This is a genomic window from Flavobacterium sp. I-STPP5a (assembly GCF_009764685.1).
In the GTDB taxonomy this organism is placed as follows: Bacteria; Bacteroidota; Bacteroidia; order Flavobacteriales; family Flavobacteriaceae; genus Flavobacterium.
Window position 1 is genome coordinate 32,476 of record NZ_VHLM01000032.1, and the last position, 19,252, is coordinate 51,727.

The 19,252-nt window shown below is 33.9% G+C and carries 12 protein-coding genes; 6 read left to right on the forward strand and 6 right to left on the reverse strand.

Annotated elements, in window-relative coordinates; all coding sequences use genetic code 11:
• The first annotated feature begins 59 nt into the window (after nucleotides 1–59).
• Nucleotides 60–821: a C40 family peptidase gene (locus FJV36_RS07120; RefSeq protein ID WP_158730532.1), complete on the forward strand. Its 762-nt coding sequence runs from the start codon at nucleotides 60–62 to the stop codon at nucleotides 819–821.
• Between the two features lie 48 nt (nucleotides 822–869).
• Here the strand turns inward: FJV36_RS07120 and FJV36_RS07125 are convergent, their stop codons facing one another.
• Both FJV36_RS07125 and gyrA read right to left on the reverse strand, forming a co-directional pair.
• Nucleotides 870–2,138 carry a lipopolysaccharide assembly protein LapB gene (locus FJV36_RS07125; RefSeq protein ID WP_158730533.1) on the reverse strand — a complete coding sequence of 423 codons (1,269 nt, stop codon included), beginning with the start codon at nucleotides 2,136–2,138 and terminating at the stop codon, nucleotides 870–872.
• 47 nt (nucleotides 2,139–2,185) lie between these two features.
• Nucleotides 2,186–4,837, reverse strand: a complete 2,652-nt coding sequence (gene gyrA / locus FJV36_RS07130; RefSeq protein ID WP_158730534.1) for a DNA gyrase subunit A — start codon at nucleotides 4,835–4,837, stop codon at nucleotides 2,186–2,188.
• Nucleotides 4,838–5,094: 257 nt separating this feature from the next.
• On the opposite strand from gyrA, the gene FJV36_RS07135 reads away from it, so the two are divergent.
• Both FJV36_RS07135 and rimK read left to right on the forward strand, forming a co-directional pair.
• Nucleotides 5,095–7,641 (forward strand): ATP-dependent Clp protease ATP-binding subunit, encoded by a 2,547-nt coding sequence (locus tag FJV36_RS07135; RefSeq protein ID WP_158730535.1) that lies wholly within the window; start codon nucleotides 5,095–5,097, stop codon nucleotides 7,639–7,641.
• Between the two features lie 135 nt (nucleotides 7,642–7,776).
• Nucleotides 7,777–9,159 (forward strand): 30S ribosomal protein S6--L-glutamate ligase, encoded by a 1,383-nt coding sequence (rimK, locus tag FJV36_RS07140; RefSeq protein ID WP_158730536.1) that lies wholly within the window; start codon nucleotides 7,777–7,779, stop codon nucleotides 9,157–9,159.
• Nucleotides 9,160–9,280: 121 nt separating this feature from the next.
• Here the strand turns inward: rimK and FJV36_RS07145 are convergent, their stop codons facing one another.
• Genes FJV36_RS07145 through hutH form a run of 3 tightly spaced genes read right to left on the reverse strand, consistent with a single transcriptional unit; the run spans nucleotide 9,281 to nucleotide 12,867 of the window.
• A complete protein-coding gene (locus FJV36_RS07145; RefSeq protein ID WP_158730537.1) occupies nucleotides 9,281–10,627 on the reverse strand; it encodes an inorganic phosphate transporter in 1,347 nt (448 codons plus the stop codon).
• Nucleotides 10,628–10,658: 31 nt separating this feature from the next.
• Nucleotides 10,659–11,303: a DUF47 domain-containing protein gene (locus FJV36_RS07150; RefSeq protein ID WP_158730538.1), complete on the reverse strand. Its 645-nt coding sequence runs from the start codon at nucleotides 11,301–11,303 to the stop codon at nucleotides 10,659–10,661.
• Between the two features lie 49 nt (nucleotides 11,304–11,352).
• Nucleotides 11,353–12,867, reverse strand: a complete 1,515-nt coding sequence (hutH, locus tag FJV36_RS07155) for a histidine ammonia-lyase (RefSeq protein ID WP_158730539.1) — start codon at nucleotides 12,865–12,867, stop codon at nucleotides 11,353–11,355.
• A 645-nt stretch (nucleotides 12,868–13,512) separates the two neighbouring features.
• On the opposite strand from hutH, the gene thrA reads away from it, so the two are divergent.
• The 3 genes from thrA to thrC all read left to right on the forward strand — a co-directional run bounded on the left by thrA (nucleotide 13,513) and on the right by thrC (nucleotide 18,318).
• Nucleotides 13,513–15,960 carry a bifunctional aspartate kinase/homoserine dehydrogenase I gene (gene thrA, locus FJV36_RS07160; RefSeq protein WP_158730540.1) on the forward strand — a complete coding sequence of 816 codons (2,448 nt, stop codon included), beginning with the start codon at nucleotides 13,513–13,515 and terminating at the stop codon, nucleotides 15,958–15,960.
• Between the two features lie 78 nt (nucleotides 15,961–16,038).
• Nucleotides 16,039–16,962, forward strand: a complete 924-nt coding sequence (locus tag FJV36_RS07165; RefSeq protein ID WP_158730541.1) for a homoserine kinase — start codon at nucleotides 16,039–16,041, stop codon at nucleotides 16,960–16,962.
• A 66-nt stretch (nucleotides 16,963–17,028) separates the two neighbouring features.
• Entirely contained in the window at nucleotides 17,029–18,318 is a 1,290-nt protein-coding gene (gene thrC / locus FJV36_RS07170) for a threonine synthase (protein ID WP_158730542.1), read from the forward strand.
• Nucleotides 18,319–18,552: 234 nt separating this feature from the next.
• Here thrC and FJV36_RS07175 read toward each other — a convergent pair.
• On the reverse strand, nucleotides 18,553–19,252 hold a 700-nt coding region (locus tag FJV36_RS07175), incomplete at its 5' end, for an IS4 family transposase (protein ID WP_158728099.1).

Here is a 19,252-nt window from a genome sequence, read left to right on the forward strand (position 1 = left end):
AAAAATGGAGCAAATTAAAGGTTTTGATTTGCTCCATTTAACCTTTTAAAAAATCATAAATGTTCGGAATTTGTAATCTTGCGGTCATTCCGCTTCGTCATGAGGCAAGTGATAAAAGCGAAATAGTTTCTCAAGTTTTATTTGGAGAACATTTTGAAATTTTAGAAAAACACAATCAATGGTATAAAATAAAATTGCAGTACGATAATTACGAGGGCTGGATTGATAGCAAACAAATGCAACTAATATCCGAAAGTAGCTATCAAAATCTTACTGATGATACTATAATTTTAAACGCTGATTTACTTGAATACATAACCGGAACAAACAACTTGATGCTTCCGATACCACTTGGCGCCTCATTATCTTTTTTAAATCATCATGACATCAACAAAGATAATTATGAATTTGAAGGCACTAAAACGAGCGGTAAAAAAAACAAAGACAACCTTATCAAAACTTCCTTCATGTACCTGAATGCTCCTTATTTATGGGGCGGAAAAACACCTTTTGGCATTGATTGTTCGGGGTTTACTCAAATGGTTTATAAACTTAACGGATATCATTTATTACGTGATGCATCACAACAAGCTACTCAAGGTCAGGCGTTAAGTTTTATTGAAGAGAGCGAGCCTGGGGACTTAGCATTTTTTGACAATGACGAAGGAGCTATTATTCATGTAGGTATTATCATGGATGATAATTATATTATTCATGCTAGTGGTAAAGTACGTATAGACAGAATTGACCACTTAGGCATATTTAATACCGAAACCAATAAACACACTCACAAATTAAGAGTTATCAAAAAAATTGTATAAAAAAACCTGTCTATTACTAGACAGGTTCTTTTACACAAGCACATAATACTACATTTTAGCTTTTAATGCTTTAGCTTCAGCAGTCATTTCAAGAGCATTATAAACTCCTAATAAAGTTTTAGAAACGTCAGTGTTTTTAGAATCTAACTCTACTCCTTTTTCTAAGAATGGAATTGCAGAACGAAAAATATCTTCTCTTTTCTTTTTTAATTCATCATAACGCTTTTGATCTTTTTCTGTAGTTCCTAGCTTATTCATCGCATCAATGATTTCTTTCTCATTATCTAATTTCATTGCTGCAAGATTAATATAAGCATTAAGATATTTAGGATTAATCTCAATTACTCTCTTATAATACTTTTCAGCATCTGCGAAATTTTTAGCATTTGCACTAAGAACCCCTAGGTTAAAAATTAAATCTGCATCGTTAGGATTTTTTTCTAAAACCTCAGCTATTAATTTTTTATACGTATCAAAATCCTTTGTTTCAAGATATAAGTTAGCCTCAGTCAATAAAAGTGATCCATCTTCAGGATTTGCAACTCTTGCCTCAGCAATTGCTTTTTTAGCCTCTTCAATTTTACCTTTCTCAACTAGAATCAAGGCCATATTTTTATAAATCTCACCTCTTTTTGATGCAATCACTTCTGTTCTTGGCTTTTCGTGAGTCCCCATTTTTACCATTTTATCTCTTTCTTGAAGAGAAGTAAAAAAATCTTCCTGAGTAGTTAATTTATTTACTGCATAATAACTAGTTCCTTTACCGGAATAATTTAAAGTCTTTAAGTTGCTATACAACTCTAATGCCTTATCGTAGTCTTTCGCATTTACATAAGTTGATGCAGCATAATACAAGTTAATCGTATCTTTTTTATCTAACTGATAAGCGTCATACAATTTTCTTGCGCTATCAGAGAATTTTTCAACCTTTGAATCAGCAATAGCATTATTAATCAATTTGTATTTTATATCCGTAATAGAAGTTGCTGCTTGTGTAGTAAATTTAATTTTACCTGATGCTTTTTCAACAGCAATTAAATCTTGGTAAGCAACCGCTGCTTGAGATAAATTTTTATCAGTATCTATACTTTTATTTGCTAAGTCTAATAATGTATTTCCTTTTACAAAATAAAACTGCGCTTTTTCACCATCTGGAGCACTAGTTATTAACGATTCGGCTTCAGCAAGCAAAGTAACAGCCTCTTGACTTTTTCCGCTTTTTAATGCCTTTTCGGCTGCTTTAATTTGATCTTTTTGAGCAAAAGTAGCTACTGATACCAATAAAGTTGATGCTAGTATTACATATTTACTATTCATAATATTCATTGTTTGTTTAATAATTAATCTTAATTGAGTTTCTATTTTTATTCTTCTGATTCGTCTTCATCAGCTTCCTCGTTAACATCGTCTTCGTCTTCAACTACTTCGTCATCGTCTTCATCATCCTCAACAACTCCTTCATCTTCAAGAATTTCAAGATCAGGTTTTACGCGCTCTATAGTAGCTGATTCAATTACATTACCATCTTCATCAACAATAACTTCATTGACATCATCTTTCATCACTTTGGTAACAGCCGCAATAGAATCTTTACCTTTAAGATTTATAAGTCGAACACCTTGTGTTGCTCGTCCCATTACTCTTAAATCTTCAATTGCCATTCTGATCGTTAAGCCAGATTTGTTGATAATCATTAAATCATCAGCATCTGTCACAGCGTTAATAGAAATCAGTTGGCCTGTTTTTTCAGTGATGTTTAAAGTTTTAACTCCTTTTCCACCACGATTTGTAATTCTATACACATCTTCTCCATCATCATCAACAAGTTTTGTACGTTTACCATAACCATTTTCAGTAACTACAAGAATTTGAGAATCGTTTATGTCATTTTTATCAACAGTAACCATGCCAATTACTTCATCCGTTTCATCTTTTAAAGTAATTCCACGCACTCCAGAAGCGGTTCTACCCATTGGCCTAGTTTTAGTTTCCTCAAAACGAACTAATTTACCCGATTTAACAGCTAATATAATTTGGCTTTCCCCATTTGTCAATTTAGCTTCAAGTAATTCATCACCTTCTTTAATAGTAATAGCAGCAACACCATTGACTCTAGGCTTAGAATACTTCTCTAAAGATGTTTTCTTTACCTGTCCTTGCTTAGTAACCATAACAAGATTATGACTATTGATATAGTCTTTGTCTTTTAAATCTTGAGTACAAATGAAGGCTTTAACTTTATCATCACTTTCAATGTTGACCAAGTTTTGAATTGCTCTACCTTTTGCCGTTTTACTTCCTTCTGGAATTTCATAAACACGCATCCAGAAACACTTTCCTTTTTGAGTAAAGAACATCATATACTGGTGATTAGTAGCCACAAACATGTGTTCTAAGAAATCTTGATCTCTTGTACCCGCACTTTTTTGACCTACTCCTCCTCTATTTTGCGTTTTATACTCTGTTAAGTTGGTGCGCTTAATATAACCAGCATGAGAAATGGTAATTACCACATTTTCGTCGGCAATTAAATCTTCAATACTTACATCACCACCTGAATATTGGATAGTAGAACGACGTTCGTCACCATACTTATCACGAATCTCTTCTAACTCTTCTTTGATTAATGCTGTCCTTAAATTAACATCTGCAAGTAAGGCTCTCAAGTGATCAATCAATTTCATGATTTCTTCATATTCTGCTCTTAACTTGTCTTGCTCAAGACCTGTTAATTGACGCAAACGCATTTCTACAATTGCTCTAGATTGAATATCTGATAAATTAAATCTTTCAATTAATTTAGTTCTAGCTTCTTCTGTATTTTTAGAGGCTTTAATTAAGGCAATTACCTCGTCAATATTATCCGAAGCAATGATCAAACCTTCTAAAATATGAGCTCTTTCTTCGGCTTTTCTTAAATCAAATTGCGTTCTACGAATAACTACATCATGACGGTGTTCTACAAAATAGTGAATCATGTCTTTTAGATTCAACATTTGCGGACGCCCTTTAACCAATGCAATATTATTTACACTGAAAGAAGATTGCAATTGTGTGTACTTATATAAAGTATTCAAAACTACATTTGGAGTAGCATCTCTCTTTAATATATACACAATTCGCATCCCATTTCTATCCGATTCGTCACGAATATTTGCAATTCCCTCTATTTTTTTATCATTTACTAAGTCAGCAGTACGCTTGATCATGTCTGCTTTGTTAACTTGATACGGAATTTCGGTAACAATAATAGATTCTCTTCCGTCTACTTCTTCAAAACCTACTTTGGCACGCATAACAATACGCCCTCTACCGGTTTTAAAAGCTTCACGAACCCCTTCATAACCATATATAATTCCACCAGTAGGAAAATCTGGTGCCTTAATATGATTCATCAACTCATCTATCTCAATTTCATTGTTATCAATATAAGCAAGTGTACCATTGATCACTTCGGTTAAGTTGTGTGGTGGCATATTAGTAGCCATACCTACAGCAATACCAGTTGCTCCATTTATCAACAAAGTTGGTACACGGGTTGGCATTACTTTTGGTTCATACAAAGTATCATCAAAGTTCAATTGAAAATCAACTGTTTCCTTTTCGATATCAGCCATTATTTCTTCCGAAATTTTACGCATTCTCGCCTCGGTATAACGCATTGCAGCTGGACTATCACCATCTACAGAACCAAAGTTACCTTGACCATCAATTAATAAGTAACGCATACTCCATTCTTGAGCCATACGTACCATAGCATCATATACAGATATATCACCGTGCGGGTGATACTTACCTAAAACTTCTCCAACAATTCTTGCGGATTTTTTATGGGCTTTATTTGAAAAAACTCCTAGATCATACATTCCATAAAGAACTCTTCGATGTACAGGCTTTAAACCATCTCTAACATCTGGAAGCGCTCTTGATACAATTACTGACATCGAATAATCGATGTAAGCTGATTTCATTTCATCTTCTATGTTAATAGGAATTAACTTTTCTCCTTCAGACATAAGTTGTTATATTAAATAATTATATTAAATTCAAAACGTGCCAATATACGGCTTTCTGATTTTTTTTCACTAGTTTTATAGGACTTATTTATATGATTTATTAACAATAATTAGAGTCGAATTAGTTAATAATTTAAGGGAAATTTAACTTTAAAATCATGATAAATTTTGTCACTTAGCTGACATAGGATTGGAATAGGAACGGTTTTTGTTTTTCAATACTTAATTCACTAAATTTACGATATCAAATATATATTATGGATGATAATTTTTCACCAAGAGTAAAAGACGTTATCACCTACAGTAAAGAAGAAGCTTTACGACTAGGTCACGATTTTATAGGCACAGAACACTTAATGCTAGGCATACTTAGAGACGGAAACGGAAAAGCAATCCAGATTTTAAACAGTCTTGATATAGACTTAGACCATTTGCGACGAAAAGTAGAAATACTAAGCCCAGCAATACCAGGAATAGATACAAATACTGAAAAGAAAAACTTGCATTTAACGCGACAAGCTGAACGTGCTCTAAAAACTACTTTTCTAGAAGCCAAGGTTTTTCAAAGTATATCTATTAGTACTGCACATCTTTTATTATGCATCCTAAGAAACGAAAACGATCCCACAACAAAGCTATTGAATAAACTTAAAATTGATTACGATATAGCTAAAGAACAGTATTTAAATATGACTCCAAGCGAAGACGATTTTACCGAAAATTTACCTAGAAATGAATCATACAATGACGATTCAGGACAAGATGACAGTTTTAAAGAAGGAACTTTCAGCAATCCAGCCAATAAGTCTAACAAGAAGTCAAAAACTCCTGTTTTAGATAATTTTGGTAGAGATTTAACAGAAATGGCCGAAGAAGGAAAACTAGATCCAGTAGTAGGACGCGAAAAAGAGATTGAACGTGTTTCTCAAATCTTGAGCCGTCGTAAAAAAAACAACCCCTTATTAATAGGAGAACCTGGAGTTGGGAAATCAGCAATTGCTGAAGGTTTAGCATTACGCATCATTCAGAAAAAAGTTTCTAGAACATTATTCAACAAGCGTGTAGTAACACTTGATCTTGCAAGTCTTGTTGCTGGAACAAAATACCGCGGACAATTTGAGGAACGCATGAAAGCGGTTATGAATGAACTAGAAAAAAATGATGACATCATTTTATTCATTGATGAAATTCATACCATTGTAGGCGCAGGTGGAGCTACAGGCTCTCTCGATGCATCAAATATGTTCAAGCCAGCACTAGCTAGAGGAGAAATTCAATGTATTGGTGCTACAACTCTTGACGAATACCGCCAGTACATAGAAAAAGACGGTGCTTTAGAAAGACGTTTTCAAAAAATAATTGTAGAACCAACATCGGTAACTGAAACAATTACTATTCTAAACAACATCAAGAATAAGTATGAAGACCACCACAATGTAACGTTCACTCAGGAAGCAATCGAAGCTTGTGTTAAACTTACAGATCGTTACATGTCTGACCGCTTTTTACCAGACAAAGCCATTGATGCTTTAGACGAAGCTGGATCGAGAGTACACATTACAAATATTGAAGTTCCTAAACAAATTTTAGATCTAGAAAGACAACTTGAAGAAGTTAGAGAACTAAAAAATGTTGTTGTAAAAAAACAAAAATACGAAGAGGCTGCAAAACTTAGAGATGATGAAAAACGCATCGAAAAAGATTTAGCAATAGCCCAAGAACAATGGGAAGAAGATGCTAAAAACAATCGCATAGAAGTTACAGAGGACAATGTAGCCGATGTTGTTTCTATGATGAGTGGCATTCCCGTAAACCGTATTGCCCAAACCGAAAGTAATAAACTGGCTAAATTACCAGAACTTATTGAAGGTAAAGTTATAGGTCAAAAAGAAGCTGTAATGAAAATTGCACGCTCTATTCAAAGAAATCGTGCTGGATTAAAAGATCCTAATAGACCTATTGGTTCTTTTATTTTCTTGGGACAAACTGGAGTTGGAAAAACACAATTAGCGAAAGTAATTGCCAAAGAACTTTTCGACTCAGAAGATGCTTTGATACGCATAGACATGAGCGAGTACATGGAGAAATTTGCTATTTCACGCTTAGTTGGCGCACCTCCGGGATACGTAGGATATGAAGAAGGTGGTCAGCTTACTGAAAAAGTGAGAAGAAAACCGTATTGTGTTGTACTGTTAGATGAAATTGAAAAAGCACATCCTGATGTTTTCAACATGTTACTACAAGTTCTTGATGACGGATTTTTAACAGACAGTCTTGGTCGAAAAATTGATTTCAAAAATACAATTATCATCATGACCTCAAATGTGGGTGCTAGACAATTGAAAGATTTTGGACAAGGAGTTGGATTTGGAACCGCTGCTAAAGTATCACAGGCAGATGATAATTCTAAAAGTATCATTGAAAATGCATTGAAAAAAACTTTTGCTCCAGAATTCCTTAATCGAATTGACGATGTAATTGTATTTAATGCACTAGAAAAACATGATATTGATTTGATTATTGAAATTGAATTGAAAAAATTATTTGCACGTGTTGCCGAATTAGGTTACCAATTAAATCTTTCTGATAAAGCAAAAGCTTTTATCGCTGATAAAGGTTTTGATAAACAATTTGGTGCTCGACCGCTAAAAAGAGCCATTCAAAAATATGTAGAGGACACACTTGCCGAAGAAATTATTACTTCAAAAATAAGCGTTGGTGACGAAATCTTCATGGACATTGAAGAGGGAGCTCAAGAATTAACGGTACAAGTTCACAAAGCTGGCGAAGCTTCAAACTCATAAATTATTTTAGATTCTTATGCATAAACCCGTTACGTTTTCATAACATAACGGGTTTATTGTTTACTACAAAAGATCCTTATTTTTAAAAACAAATATCTACATTTGGACTTTAAATTAAGGTTAAAAAAAACAGGTATGTCAGATAATAAAGTTATTTTAGGTAGTGAGGAATGGTGTTCATTTCCTGAACTAGGAATTCCTACAATAAAGGCACGCGTAGATTCAGGAGCAAAAACCTCCGCATTACACGCAATAAACATTGCTCCATTTATAAAAAATGATAGTAATTGGGTGAAATTCGACATTAATCCAATACAGAATAATCTGAAAACTGTCATTCATTGTGAAGCTCCCTTGATTGATAAACGTATTGTAAAAAGCTCTAGCGGTTTTAGAGAACAACGTTATGTGATTCAAACTAATTTACAGATAGGAACCTCACAATGGCCTATTGAGATGACCTTGACTAACAGAGACTCAATGGGTTTTAGAATGCTTCTTGGTCGCGAGGCAATGAGCGGAAGAGTACTCGTAGATCCTGAACAAAAATACCTACTAGGTCAACCTACAACAGACACTCTAAAAGAATTATATAAAAATTCAGAAAAAGCTGCATCAGGATTACGAATAGGTCTTTTAGCAAGCAACCCAGAACTATATAGCAACAAACGTATTATGGAAGCGGGTGAAATGCGAGGTCATGAAATGCATTTTTTAAATATCAAGGAATGCTATATGAAATTAGACGCCAAAACACCTGAAATTCATTATCGAGGCGGAAAAATTTTAAATCAATTTGACGCTATTATCCCAAGAATTAGACCTAGCATTACATTTTATGGTTGTGCCTTAACACGACAATTTGAAGCTTTAAAAGTATATTGCTTGAATTCATCAAATGCTATTACGCAATCTCGTGACAAACTGTATTCGCTACAATTACTGCTAAATCATGGCGTTGAAATTCCCACTACAGGATTTGCTAATTCACCATTAGACACGGATGATTTAATTAAAATGGTTGGAGGATCACCGCTAATTGTTAAGTTACTTGAAGGAACACAAGGCAAAGGTGTTGTATTGGCTGAAACCAAAAAAGCTGCAGAAAGCGTCATCAATGCGTTCAAAAGTTTGAATGCAAATATATTAGTTCAAGAATTCATTAAAGAAGCGAACGGAAAAGACATTCGTTGCTTTGTCATCGACGGGAAAGTGGTTGCCGCAATTCAGCGGGAAGCAATGCCAGGAGAATTTAGAGCTAATATACATCTTGGAGGAACAGCCTCTGTAATTAAAGTCACGCCAGAGGAGAAGAAAATTGCCATTAAGGCAACAAAAGCAATGGATTTAAAAGTAGCAGGTGTTGATATAATACGTTCTTCAAAAGGTCCGTTACTATTAGAAGTTAACTCATCTCCAGGACTCGAAGGAATAGAGGGCGCTACAAACAAAGATATTGCTGGCGAGATGATAAAAGCCATTGAAAAACATTTTCATCAAAAAACAGATTTGAAATAGTCTTTTAAATAGTCTCTAGCTACAAGGCCAAAGTAGCTAGAGCAAATTACTTAACAATAAAACTAAACAAGTATTTGATTACAATATTTCAAAGCAATACTGTTTTTTTTATGGGTCTTATTTATATAAAAATACAGAGGATATAATAAATTAGCGCCGCTAATACTGCCGATATAGGAATAGTTAATACCCAAGCCCAAATCAAACTCACTGTCATACCCCATCGAACAGCCGAAACTCTCTTTGTTAATCCAACACCTATTATTGAACCTGTAATAGTGTGAGTAGTACTTACTGGAACTTTAAAATGCTCGGTAAAATACAACGTAAGCGCGCCTGCAGTCTCTGCTGCAACTCCTTCAAAAGAAGTTACTTTTGTGATTTTTGAACCCATTGTTTTTACAATTTTCCAACCGCCGCTCAATGTTCCAGCCGCTATAGCAGAGTAACAAGCTAGAGGAATCCATTCTGGCATTTTAAAAACTCCTTCTTCATTTGGTAAAACAACATCTAACCAATCTGGAAGACTTTCTTGACTCAATCCACTTGTTTGTATATAAACCGTAACTGCTGCTGCAATAATTCCCATAACTTTCTGAGAATCATTACCCCCATGTCCAAGGCTAAATGCTGCTGATGACAACAATTGCATCTTTTTTAACCAGGCAGTAGATTGATGTAAGTTTAAACTACTAAATAGCAATCCAAACCCACTTACTGATAAGATAATAAAAGCAACTAAAAACCATTTTATATTGTGCGACTCAAACACCACACTCCAAAAATGAGAATCAAAACGCGGTTTTTTAATATCAGCATAATACACCATTTGAGACTCTACGAACCAAATCGTTAATAACATCAAACAAACTGTAAAAATCTTTGGGTAAATACTTTTTTTAGAAGCATTTAAAAGCCAAATAGATATTAAATAAGACATCAATGCTCCTAATAATGGTGCTAGTACAATAAAAGCAATAATCACTAATACCCCTGAAGGAAACCCTCCATCTTTACCTGGCGAATACCAATTTACTGTGTCATACCAATACGCGGTATGCATATCGGCTCCTGCACCTACAGCATAACCTGAAAATCCATGAACAGCAAGAGCGTGAGCAATAGCTGCACCAGCAAAACCTCCAATAAGTGTATGTGAGGAACTAGATGGAATACCTTGCCACCAAGTAAATAAATTCCAAATAATTGCCGCTATAACTCCCGCTAATATTACAACAAGATCAATCTCTAGCGTATTGGCTGTTTTTGCAACAGTATCTGCCACTCCAAAACCAAAAACCCAATAAGCCAAAAAATTAAAAAACGCAGCCCAAACTACTGCTTGAAATGGCGACAAAACTTTTGTTGCAACAACTGTAGCTATTGCATTGGCAGCATCATGAAAACCATTGATGTAATCAAAAATCAAAGCCAAAACAATAATAACTATAAGTAAGGTGAAGTCCATAAGAATGATTTCAGAAAAAAAAGGAAATTAATTAAGAATGTTTTACAGAAATAGATTCTAATACTGCTGCTACACTTTTACACTTATCTGTAGCTGTTTCTAGCACAGAAAGTACTTCCTTATATTTGATAATGTTTTTAGCATCCGTTTCGTTTTCGAATAAATCCAAAACAGCTTTATCGTAAACATTATCCGATTTATTTTCTAATTTATTGATGCGAACACAAGCATCAGTAATGTTTTTCATTTTCTTTAAATCTCTCAATTCTCTTATAGCAACATCAATATTTTGACATGCTTCAAGATTAATCTCCGTTAATTTACGAATTGATTTAGTGATTTTATCCACTTGGTACAAGCGCATTCTACTTGCCGCTCCATGAAGATTATCTGCCACATTATCAATTGCAGTAATTAAAGAGTGAATATCTTCTCTATCAAATGGAGTGATGAAATTTCTACTCAACTCAAGGTTTGTTTGACGTGTAATGTCCTCTCCCTTTTGTTCTAAAACATCTATTTTTTGAAAAAGAATCTCACGTTCTTTAAAAGGTAAATTTACAGCTTCATGTAAATTTGTAGCTATTTCTATTAAATTACTAGATGCTTCTTCAAAAAGTGGAAAGAACTTTTTGTCTTTAGGAACCAAAAATTGGAAAAAATTATTAATGTTCATTTGATTTAATTTTAGTCAGGCAAAATTACTTCATTATTAATTGCTAACGTTAAGCTATTGTTAACAAATTATTTTCAACTGGATAAGTATTTAAGAAAGCCACTGTCTCTAAAATATCGTAGTGCAGAATCCTATCCTCAGTAATCAAAGGCACTACAGAGCGATAAGACTCTATAAAACTTTCGATTAAAATACTGGACTTTAGTGGTTTTCGGTATGCTATTGCTTGTGATGCATTGAGGAGTTCAATAGCCAAAATACGTTCTAAATTATCAACAACACGAAGGGCTTTTGTAGCTGCATTAGCACCCATACTCACGTGATCTTCTTGACCATTACTCGAAACAATATTATCAATACTGGCAGGCGTGGCCAATTGCTTATTTTGACTGGCAATACTTGCAGCTGCATATTGCGGAATCATCAATCCTGAGTTAAGTCCCGGATTATCAACTAAAAAAGCAGGTAATCCTCTATTTCCTGATATTAATTGATAGGTTCTACGCTCAGAAATACTTCCTAACTCTGACAGGGCAATTGCTATAAAATCAAGAGCCATAGCTAGGGGTTGACCATGAAAATTCCCCCCAGAAACGATTTGATCCTCATCAATAAAGATATTGGGATTATCGGTAACCGAATTAATCTCAGTGGTGAATATTTTTTTTACATACTCAAAAACATCTTTTGAAGCTCCATGAACTTGAGGAATACATCTAAACGAGTACGGATCTTGTACATGGTTTTTGGGTTGTTTTATAATTTCACTGCCTGACAGAAAATGAATCATGTTTTTTGCTGTCAAAATTTGTCCTTTGTGAGGCCTAATAAAATGAATCAGCTCATTAAAAGGCTCTATTCTTCCATCAAAACCTTCCAAAGAAACAGCACTAATAAAATCTGCAAAGTAGGATAATGTACTGGATTTTAGCAATATATAAACCCCATAAGCACTCATAAATTGAGTACCATTCAACAATGCTAATCCTTCTTTTGATTTTAATACAATTGGAGCCCAGTTAAATTCTTTTAAAACCGACTCTGCTTGAACTTTTTGATCTTTGTAATAAACCTCACCTTGACCAATGATTGGTAAAGATAAATGCGCCAATGGTGCTAAATCACCACTTGCACCAAGAGACCCTTGTGTATAAACTACGGGTAAAATATTATTATTATAAAATGACACTAACCTCTCCACTGTTTCCAGTTGAATTCCGGAGTTACCATAACTTAATGATTGTATTTTTAACAAGAGCATCAACTTAACAATCTCTTTAGGAACTTCATCTCCAGTTCCACATGCATGTGATTGCACCAAGTTTTCTTGAAGTTTAGACAAGTTTTCATTTGAAATTTTCACATTGCACAATGAACCAAATCCGGTGTTTATACCATAAATTGGCTCTATTTGTGACTCCATTTTTTTGTCTAAATATGCTCTACAGTTCTGTATATTAATTTTAGCCTCATCTGATAAAGCTAGAAATTTATTTTCTTTTATAATTTTAGCCAAAGATTCAATCGTAAGCAACTCATTGCTAATATAATGCGTATTATTCATTTGTCTCATATTTAAAAAGTAAATTTGATCAATTCTTAATTAGTACACAACATAAATTCATAATTATTTAAATGTCCAGCTTAAACAAAAATTAATTTTTAAACTTATTGATATTTCAAATAATTGAGTAATCTTGTTAGAACGATTTAAAATTTCATTTTTAAATTTTACAACTTTGATATTGATTTTTTTTATATTGTTTAACACACAACTATTATCAAATATTAAACTATTATCATAGGATTTAACCCTAAAAAAACGTAAAAATTAAGAATTATATGATTTTGCTAACTTAATTACACTTGAAATTTAACAATCCCTAATTTATACTTTAGATAATCTAAATTTCATAAAAATGACTCAAACAAGTTGGTTATAAAGTAAATAATGTATTTTTGGTAAACCAATGAAACACATTAAAGCAACATATAATACTACCTCTACTACCCTATTATGGGAAGGAACTTTTGGTGCTTTTACAACTACAACAACCCCTTAGGGGTAGCACAATTTCATATAATCCTATACGTATACTTTATTTAAAGTTAATTTAACTTGGGTAAAACTCAAATAATGCTCTATTCACAATAAATTCACCTAGCGACTATGGTCCTTCGTTAATAAAAAAAACTAAACTACAAAAAAATGAAAGTACTCAAATTTGGAGGCACTTCTGTGGCCAATGCACAAAATATAAAATTGGTAATGTCAATTGTCATGAACCAATCCCAAGACCAACAAATAATTGTAGTAGTATCCGCTTTTACAAAAGTTACTGATATGCTACAACTTGCTTCCCAAAAAGCAGCTTTAGGAGATGAAAATTACAAAATTATTCTTGCCGAAATTGAAAAAAAACATCTTGAAGTTTTAAAAGAACTAATACCTATACAAGAACAAAGCGGTTTGCTTAGCCAAACTAAGAGAATCATTAATCATCTTGAAACTTTACTTGATGGATGCTACCTTTTAGGTGAATTATCTGCTCGTACTTCAGATACTATCCTAAGTTTTGGCGAGTTGCTTTCCTCTTTTATCATATCCGAAGGAATGCAGCAACTTAGCCCAAATAGCGGGTATAAAGACAGCCGAGAATTGATAAAAACCAATACCGATTTTGGTAAAGCAACCGTTAATTTTGAAGTATCAAATACATTAATTAGAGATTTTTTTAAATCTAATGAAAAACAAGTAATAGTCATGCCTGGTTTTATAGCCGCTTCATTAGACGGAATCAATACCACTTTAGGACGCGGAGGATCGGATTACACTGCCGCTATTCTGGCAGGGGCAATTGATGCCAGTGAGTTAGAAATTTGGACTGATGTTAACGGAATGTTTACTGCCAATCCCAGAATTGTAAAACAAGCCAAACCCATAGCGTACATTTCCTATCAAGAAGCGATGGAATTATCTCATTTTGGAGCTAAAGTTTTATATCCGCCAACAATACAGCCTGTTTTAAAAAAGAACATTCCTATTTTAATCAAAAATACTTTTGAACCAGAAGCCGAAGGAACGTATATTTCGAATCAAATTGTAGCGTCATCTACTCCCGTAAAAGGAATCACACATATTGATGCCATTACTTTGATTACAGTTGAAGGTTCCGGAATGATTGGTGTTTCTGGTTCTTCCAAAAGGCTTTTTGAAGTATTATCGCATCACAAAATAAACGTAATTTTTATTACTCAAGCTTCATCTGAACATTCTATTTGTATCGGAATTTCAAACTCAGATGCTGTGGTGGCCAAAGAAGCTATCAATGCTGCCTTTGAAGTTGAAATTCTGCAAAATAAAATTAATCCATGTATTGTTGAAAAAAACCTATGCATCATAGCTTTAGTAGGCGAGAACATGAAGAATCATCAAGGTTTGAGCGGTAGAATGTTCAGTACTTTGGGTAAAAATAATGTCAATATTCGCGCAATTGCCCAAGGTGCTTCAGAAAGAAATATTTCGGCTGTAATTAACGAAAGAGATGTAAAAAAAGCATTAAATGTTTTACACGAAAACTTTTTTGAAGAAAACACCAAGCAGCTGAACTTGTTCGTAATGGGCGTGGGCAATGTAGGAGAAAAATTCATAGAACAAATTCACCAACAAAAGAAATTCCTTAAAGAAAAATTAAAAATAAACCTGCGTGTTATAGCCCTGTCTAATTCCCGAAAAATGTATTTTGATGAAGATGGAATCTCGTTAAAAGATTGGCAATTTGCTCTAGAAACAGGCGAGCCGGCAAACCAAGAGGAGTTTTTTATACAAGTTAAAGAACGCAATTTACGCAACAGTATTTTTGTAGATATCACAGCAAATGAAAGTGTTTCTAAAACCTACGAACACTATTTAAAAAACAATATTGCTGTTGTAACCTGCAACAAAATTGCTTGCGCATCAGAATACGAAAACTACAAAAAATTAAAAAAATTATCAAGGCAATACAATGCGCCTTTTCTTTTTGAAACCAATGTTGGCGCTGGATTACCAATTATAGATACGGTAAAAAATCTAGTTGCATCTGGCGATAAAGTAAATAAAATTCAAGCCGTTTTATCAGGAAGTTTGAACTTTATTTTTAATAATTTCGATGAAAATAACACTTTTTATGATGTAGTTAAAGAAGCTGGCGTCCAAGGATTTACAGAGCCAGATCCTAAGATAGATTTGAGCGGAATTGACGTAGCTAGAAAAATATTAATCTTAATTCGTGAAAGCGGTTATAAAATGGAAATTGACGAAATTGTAAACGAATCGTTCATGCCTGCTGAATGTTTGGAGACAACTAATAATGAAGCTTTTTTCAAATCCTTACAAACACATGCGGCACATTTTGAATCCATTTACAAAGAAGCGTTAAGCAAAGAATCACGATTAAAATATGTAGCGCAATTTGAAGACGGAAAAGCAAATGTAGGATTGCGATTCATCCCTAAAGACCATCCTTTTTACAACTTGGAAGGAAAAGACAATATTGTATTGTTCTTTACAGACCGTTACGTAGACCAACCCTTATTAATCAAAGGCGCTGGCGCGGGAGCTGCTGTTACCGCTTCGGGGATTTTTGCAGATGTAATTAGAATTGGAAATATTTAAAAATTTAGTTTCAGGTTTAAAGTTTCAAGTTTCGAGCGAACTTTAAACTTAGAACCTGAAACCTGAAACAAAAATAATATGAATGAAATAAAAATATTTTGCCCAGCTACAATTGCTAATCTATCCTGTGGTTTTGATGTGTTAGGATTGTGTCTTGATACAGCTGGTGACGAAATGGTTATCAGAAAATCAAATATCAAAGGGATTCGCATTACTAAGATTGTAGGTGCTAATTTACCATTGGAAACAGAAAAAAATGTTGCCGGAGTATCCGCTTTGGCAATGCTGGAAGCGGTTGAAACCGAATTTGGTTTTGAAATCGAAATTTACAAAAACATCAAAGCTGGAAGCGGAATTGGGAGCAGTGCCGCGAGTGCAGCGGGTGCTGTTTTTGGAATTAATGAATTATTGGGACGTCCATTTACTCGAAAAGAATTGGTTTTATTTGCGATGCAAGGCGAAAAATTAGCCAGTGGAAATGCACATGCAGATAACGTTGCTCCTGCCCTTTTAGGAGGTTTTACATTGGTAAGAAGTTCAAATCCGCTGGATATTATAAAAATAGAAAGTCCATCTGAATTGTTCGCCACCGTGGTCCATCCTCAAATTGAGTTGAAAACATCAGATGCTCGTTCCGTATTAAAACAAACCGTTTCCTTAAAAAGTGCCATCATTCAATGGGGAAATGTAGGCGGGTTGATTGCTGGTTTATACACACAAGATTATGATTTAATAGGTAGGTCCTTGCATGACGAAATCATTGAACCCTTGCGCAGTGTGTTGATTCCCGGCTTTGATTTAATCAAAAAAACAGCCTACGAGCATGGCGCATTAGGTTCAGGAATATCAGGTTCTGGTCCTTCTATTTTTGCTTTAAGCAAAGGAAAGGAAACCGCTGATAAAATCGCAAAAGCCATGAGCGCCGTATACAACGAAATGAATTTACCATATGAAATTCATGTTTCAAAAGTAAATGATGAGGGAATGAAAATAATTTTATAAGCATTAAGCATTAGGCATTAGGCAAAAAGCTTAATGCATAAAGCATACTGCGTAAAGCAAATAAAAATGAAATACTACAGTTTAAACCATAACGCACCCAAAGTTTCTTTCAAAGAAGCTGTAATACAAGGATTAGCATCTGATAAAGGATTGTATTTTCCAGAAACCATTAACCCGTTAACAACTACTTTTTTTGAAACCATCGAAAATTTAAGCAACGAAGAAATAGCTTTTGAAGCGATTCAACAATTTGTAGGTGATGAAATTCCAAAAACTACTTTAAAACAAATCATCACCGAAACATTATGCTTTGATTTTCCTATTGTTGAAGTTGAAAAAAACATTTACTCTCTTGAATTGTTTCATGGCCCAACAATGGCTTTCAAAGACGTAGGCGCGCGATTCATGTCTCGTTGTTTGGGGTATTTCAATAAAGATAAGTCCGATAGTAAAAATACGGTTTTAGTTGCCACCTCTGGCGATACAGGCGGTGCTGTAGCCAGTGGTTTCCTTGGGGTAAAAGGCGTTGAAGTCATTATACTATATCCATCGGGTAAAGTAAGTGATATTCAAGAAAGACAATTGACAACTTTGGGACAAAATATAAAAGCGCTAGAAGTGGATGGCGTTTTTGATGATTGTCAGGATATGGTAAAAAAAGCGTTTTTGGACGAAAGTCTACAACATAAAAACTTAACATCAGCAAATTCCATCAATATTGCGCGCTGGTTGCCGCAAATGTTTTATTTCTTCTTTGCGTACAAGGAATTAAAAAAACAGAACAAACCACTTGTCTTCTCTTGTCCAAGTGGGAATTTTGGGAATATTTGCGCAGGGATTATTGCTAAAAAAATGGGATTACCCATTGAACATTTTGTAGCTTCAACGAATGTAAACGATACAGTTCCGAGATTTTTAGAAAATGGAATTTACGATCCAAAACCTTCCAAAGCTACAATTTCGAATGCAATGGATGTCGGGAATCCAAGTAATTTTATTCGAATTCAGGAAATGTACCAAAATGATTTGGAGGAATTTAAAAAAGACTTTTCTTCGTTTACATTCTCTGATGCTGAAACTTTAACAGCCATGAAAACCATTCATGACACCAACGGTTATATTGCAGAACCTCATGGAGCTGTGGGCTATCTTGGTTTAAAAAAAGAATTAGAAAATTATCCAAATGCAATAGGTGTTTTCTTAGAAACTGCACATCCAATTAAGTTTTTGGATACTGTTGAACCTATATTAAACATTAAATTACCCATACCAATCCAGATAGAAAATGTTTTAGGTAAAGAAAAAGTGAGTGTTAAAATTAAAACATATGAGGATTTGAGAAATTTTTTAAAATAGATTCAGGAGATTTTTCACTTTCATCAACACGCCCTTTTTTAGAATTAAAATGATAGTAATGATTCGATTAAATAAAGAGTAATTTTTAATAATTTTATCCGCAGCAATGATTCAAAACCAACTATTATTTGATTTAAAAAATAGTTGGTTTTGAATCAATCCTGTCCTAAATAAAATTACATCATATAAAATCCGCCCATTTCATTGAGTTTACACCTTAGAAATGGTCATTTTTTAAAACAGAACCCCCTGTATGTTTTCTGGAGGAGGCTCTATGTGTTCTTCAAATGGCTTATCTAACCATTTTTGCAAGTCAATTTTAACGAAAAGATTCAATCGTATGAAAGCTACTAAATTGGATAAATACCAATCAAATTTTGATTGTGCTTTTAATGCTTTTAGAATGAGAATGGTAATTAAAGCCGTCCAAATTTGAATCATAACAGCATTTTCGGATGTTCCTATAAACGATTTTATATGAAGTAGCTGCTTTATATCTCTGAAAAAGATTTCTACCTGCCATCTGCTTTTATATAATTCCCCAATAGTGTTGGGAGACCAATAAAACTGGTTTGTAATAAGTTCAATAACTTGTCCATTTTCTTCATCCCACACCGCTACCCGTCTTAATTTCTTTGGATATTTATTTTTTGAAGGCTCATTTTTCAATTCAATCAATTCGTCTTTCATGATGTGCTCGTGACGATTTTCAGGTAATTCATTTTCTTTCACTGTAGTAAATTGTAAATTCTCTTTATGTCTAATTACAAAAAACACCTCGTTGCTGTCCCAAATATTCAAAAGGGAAAAGTCATTATAAAATCGGTCTGCAACAATCACACTGCCCTTTAAAAGGGGAATTTCGTAAGCTCCCTTATTATCAGCTGTTTTACCGTTGGTGATATTGATATATGCAGGCAAATTACCATCAAAA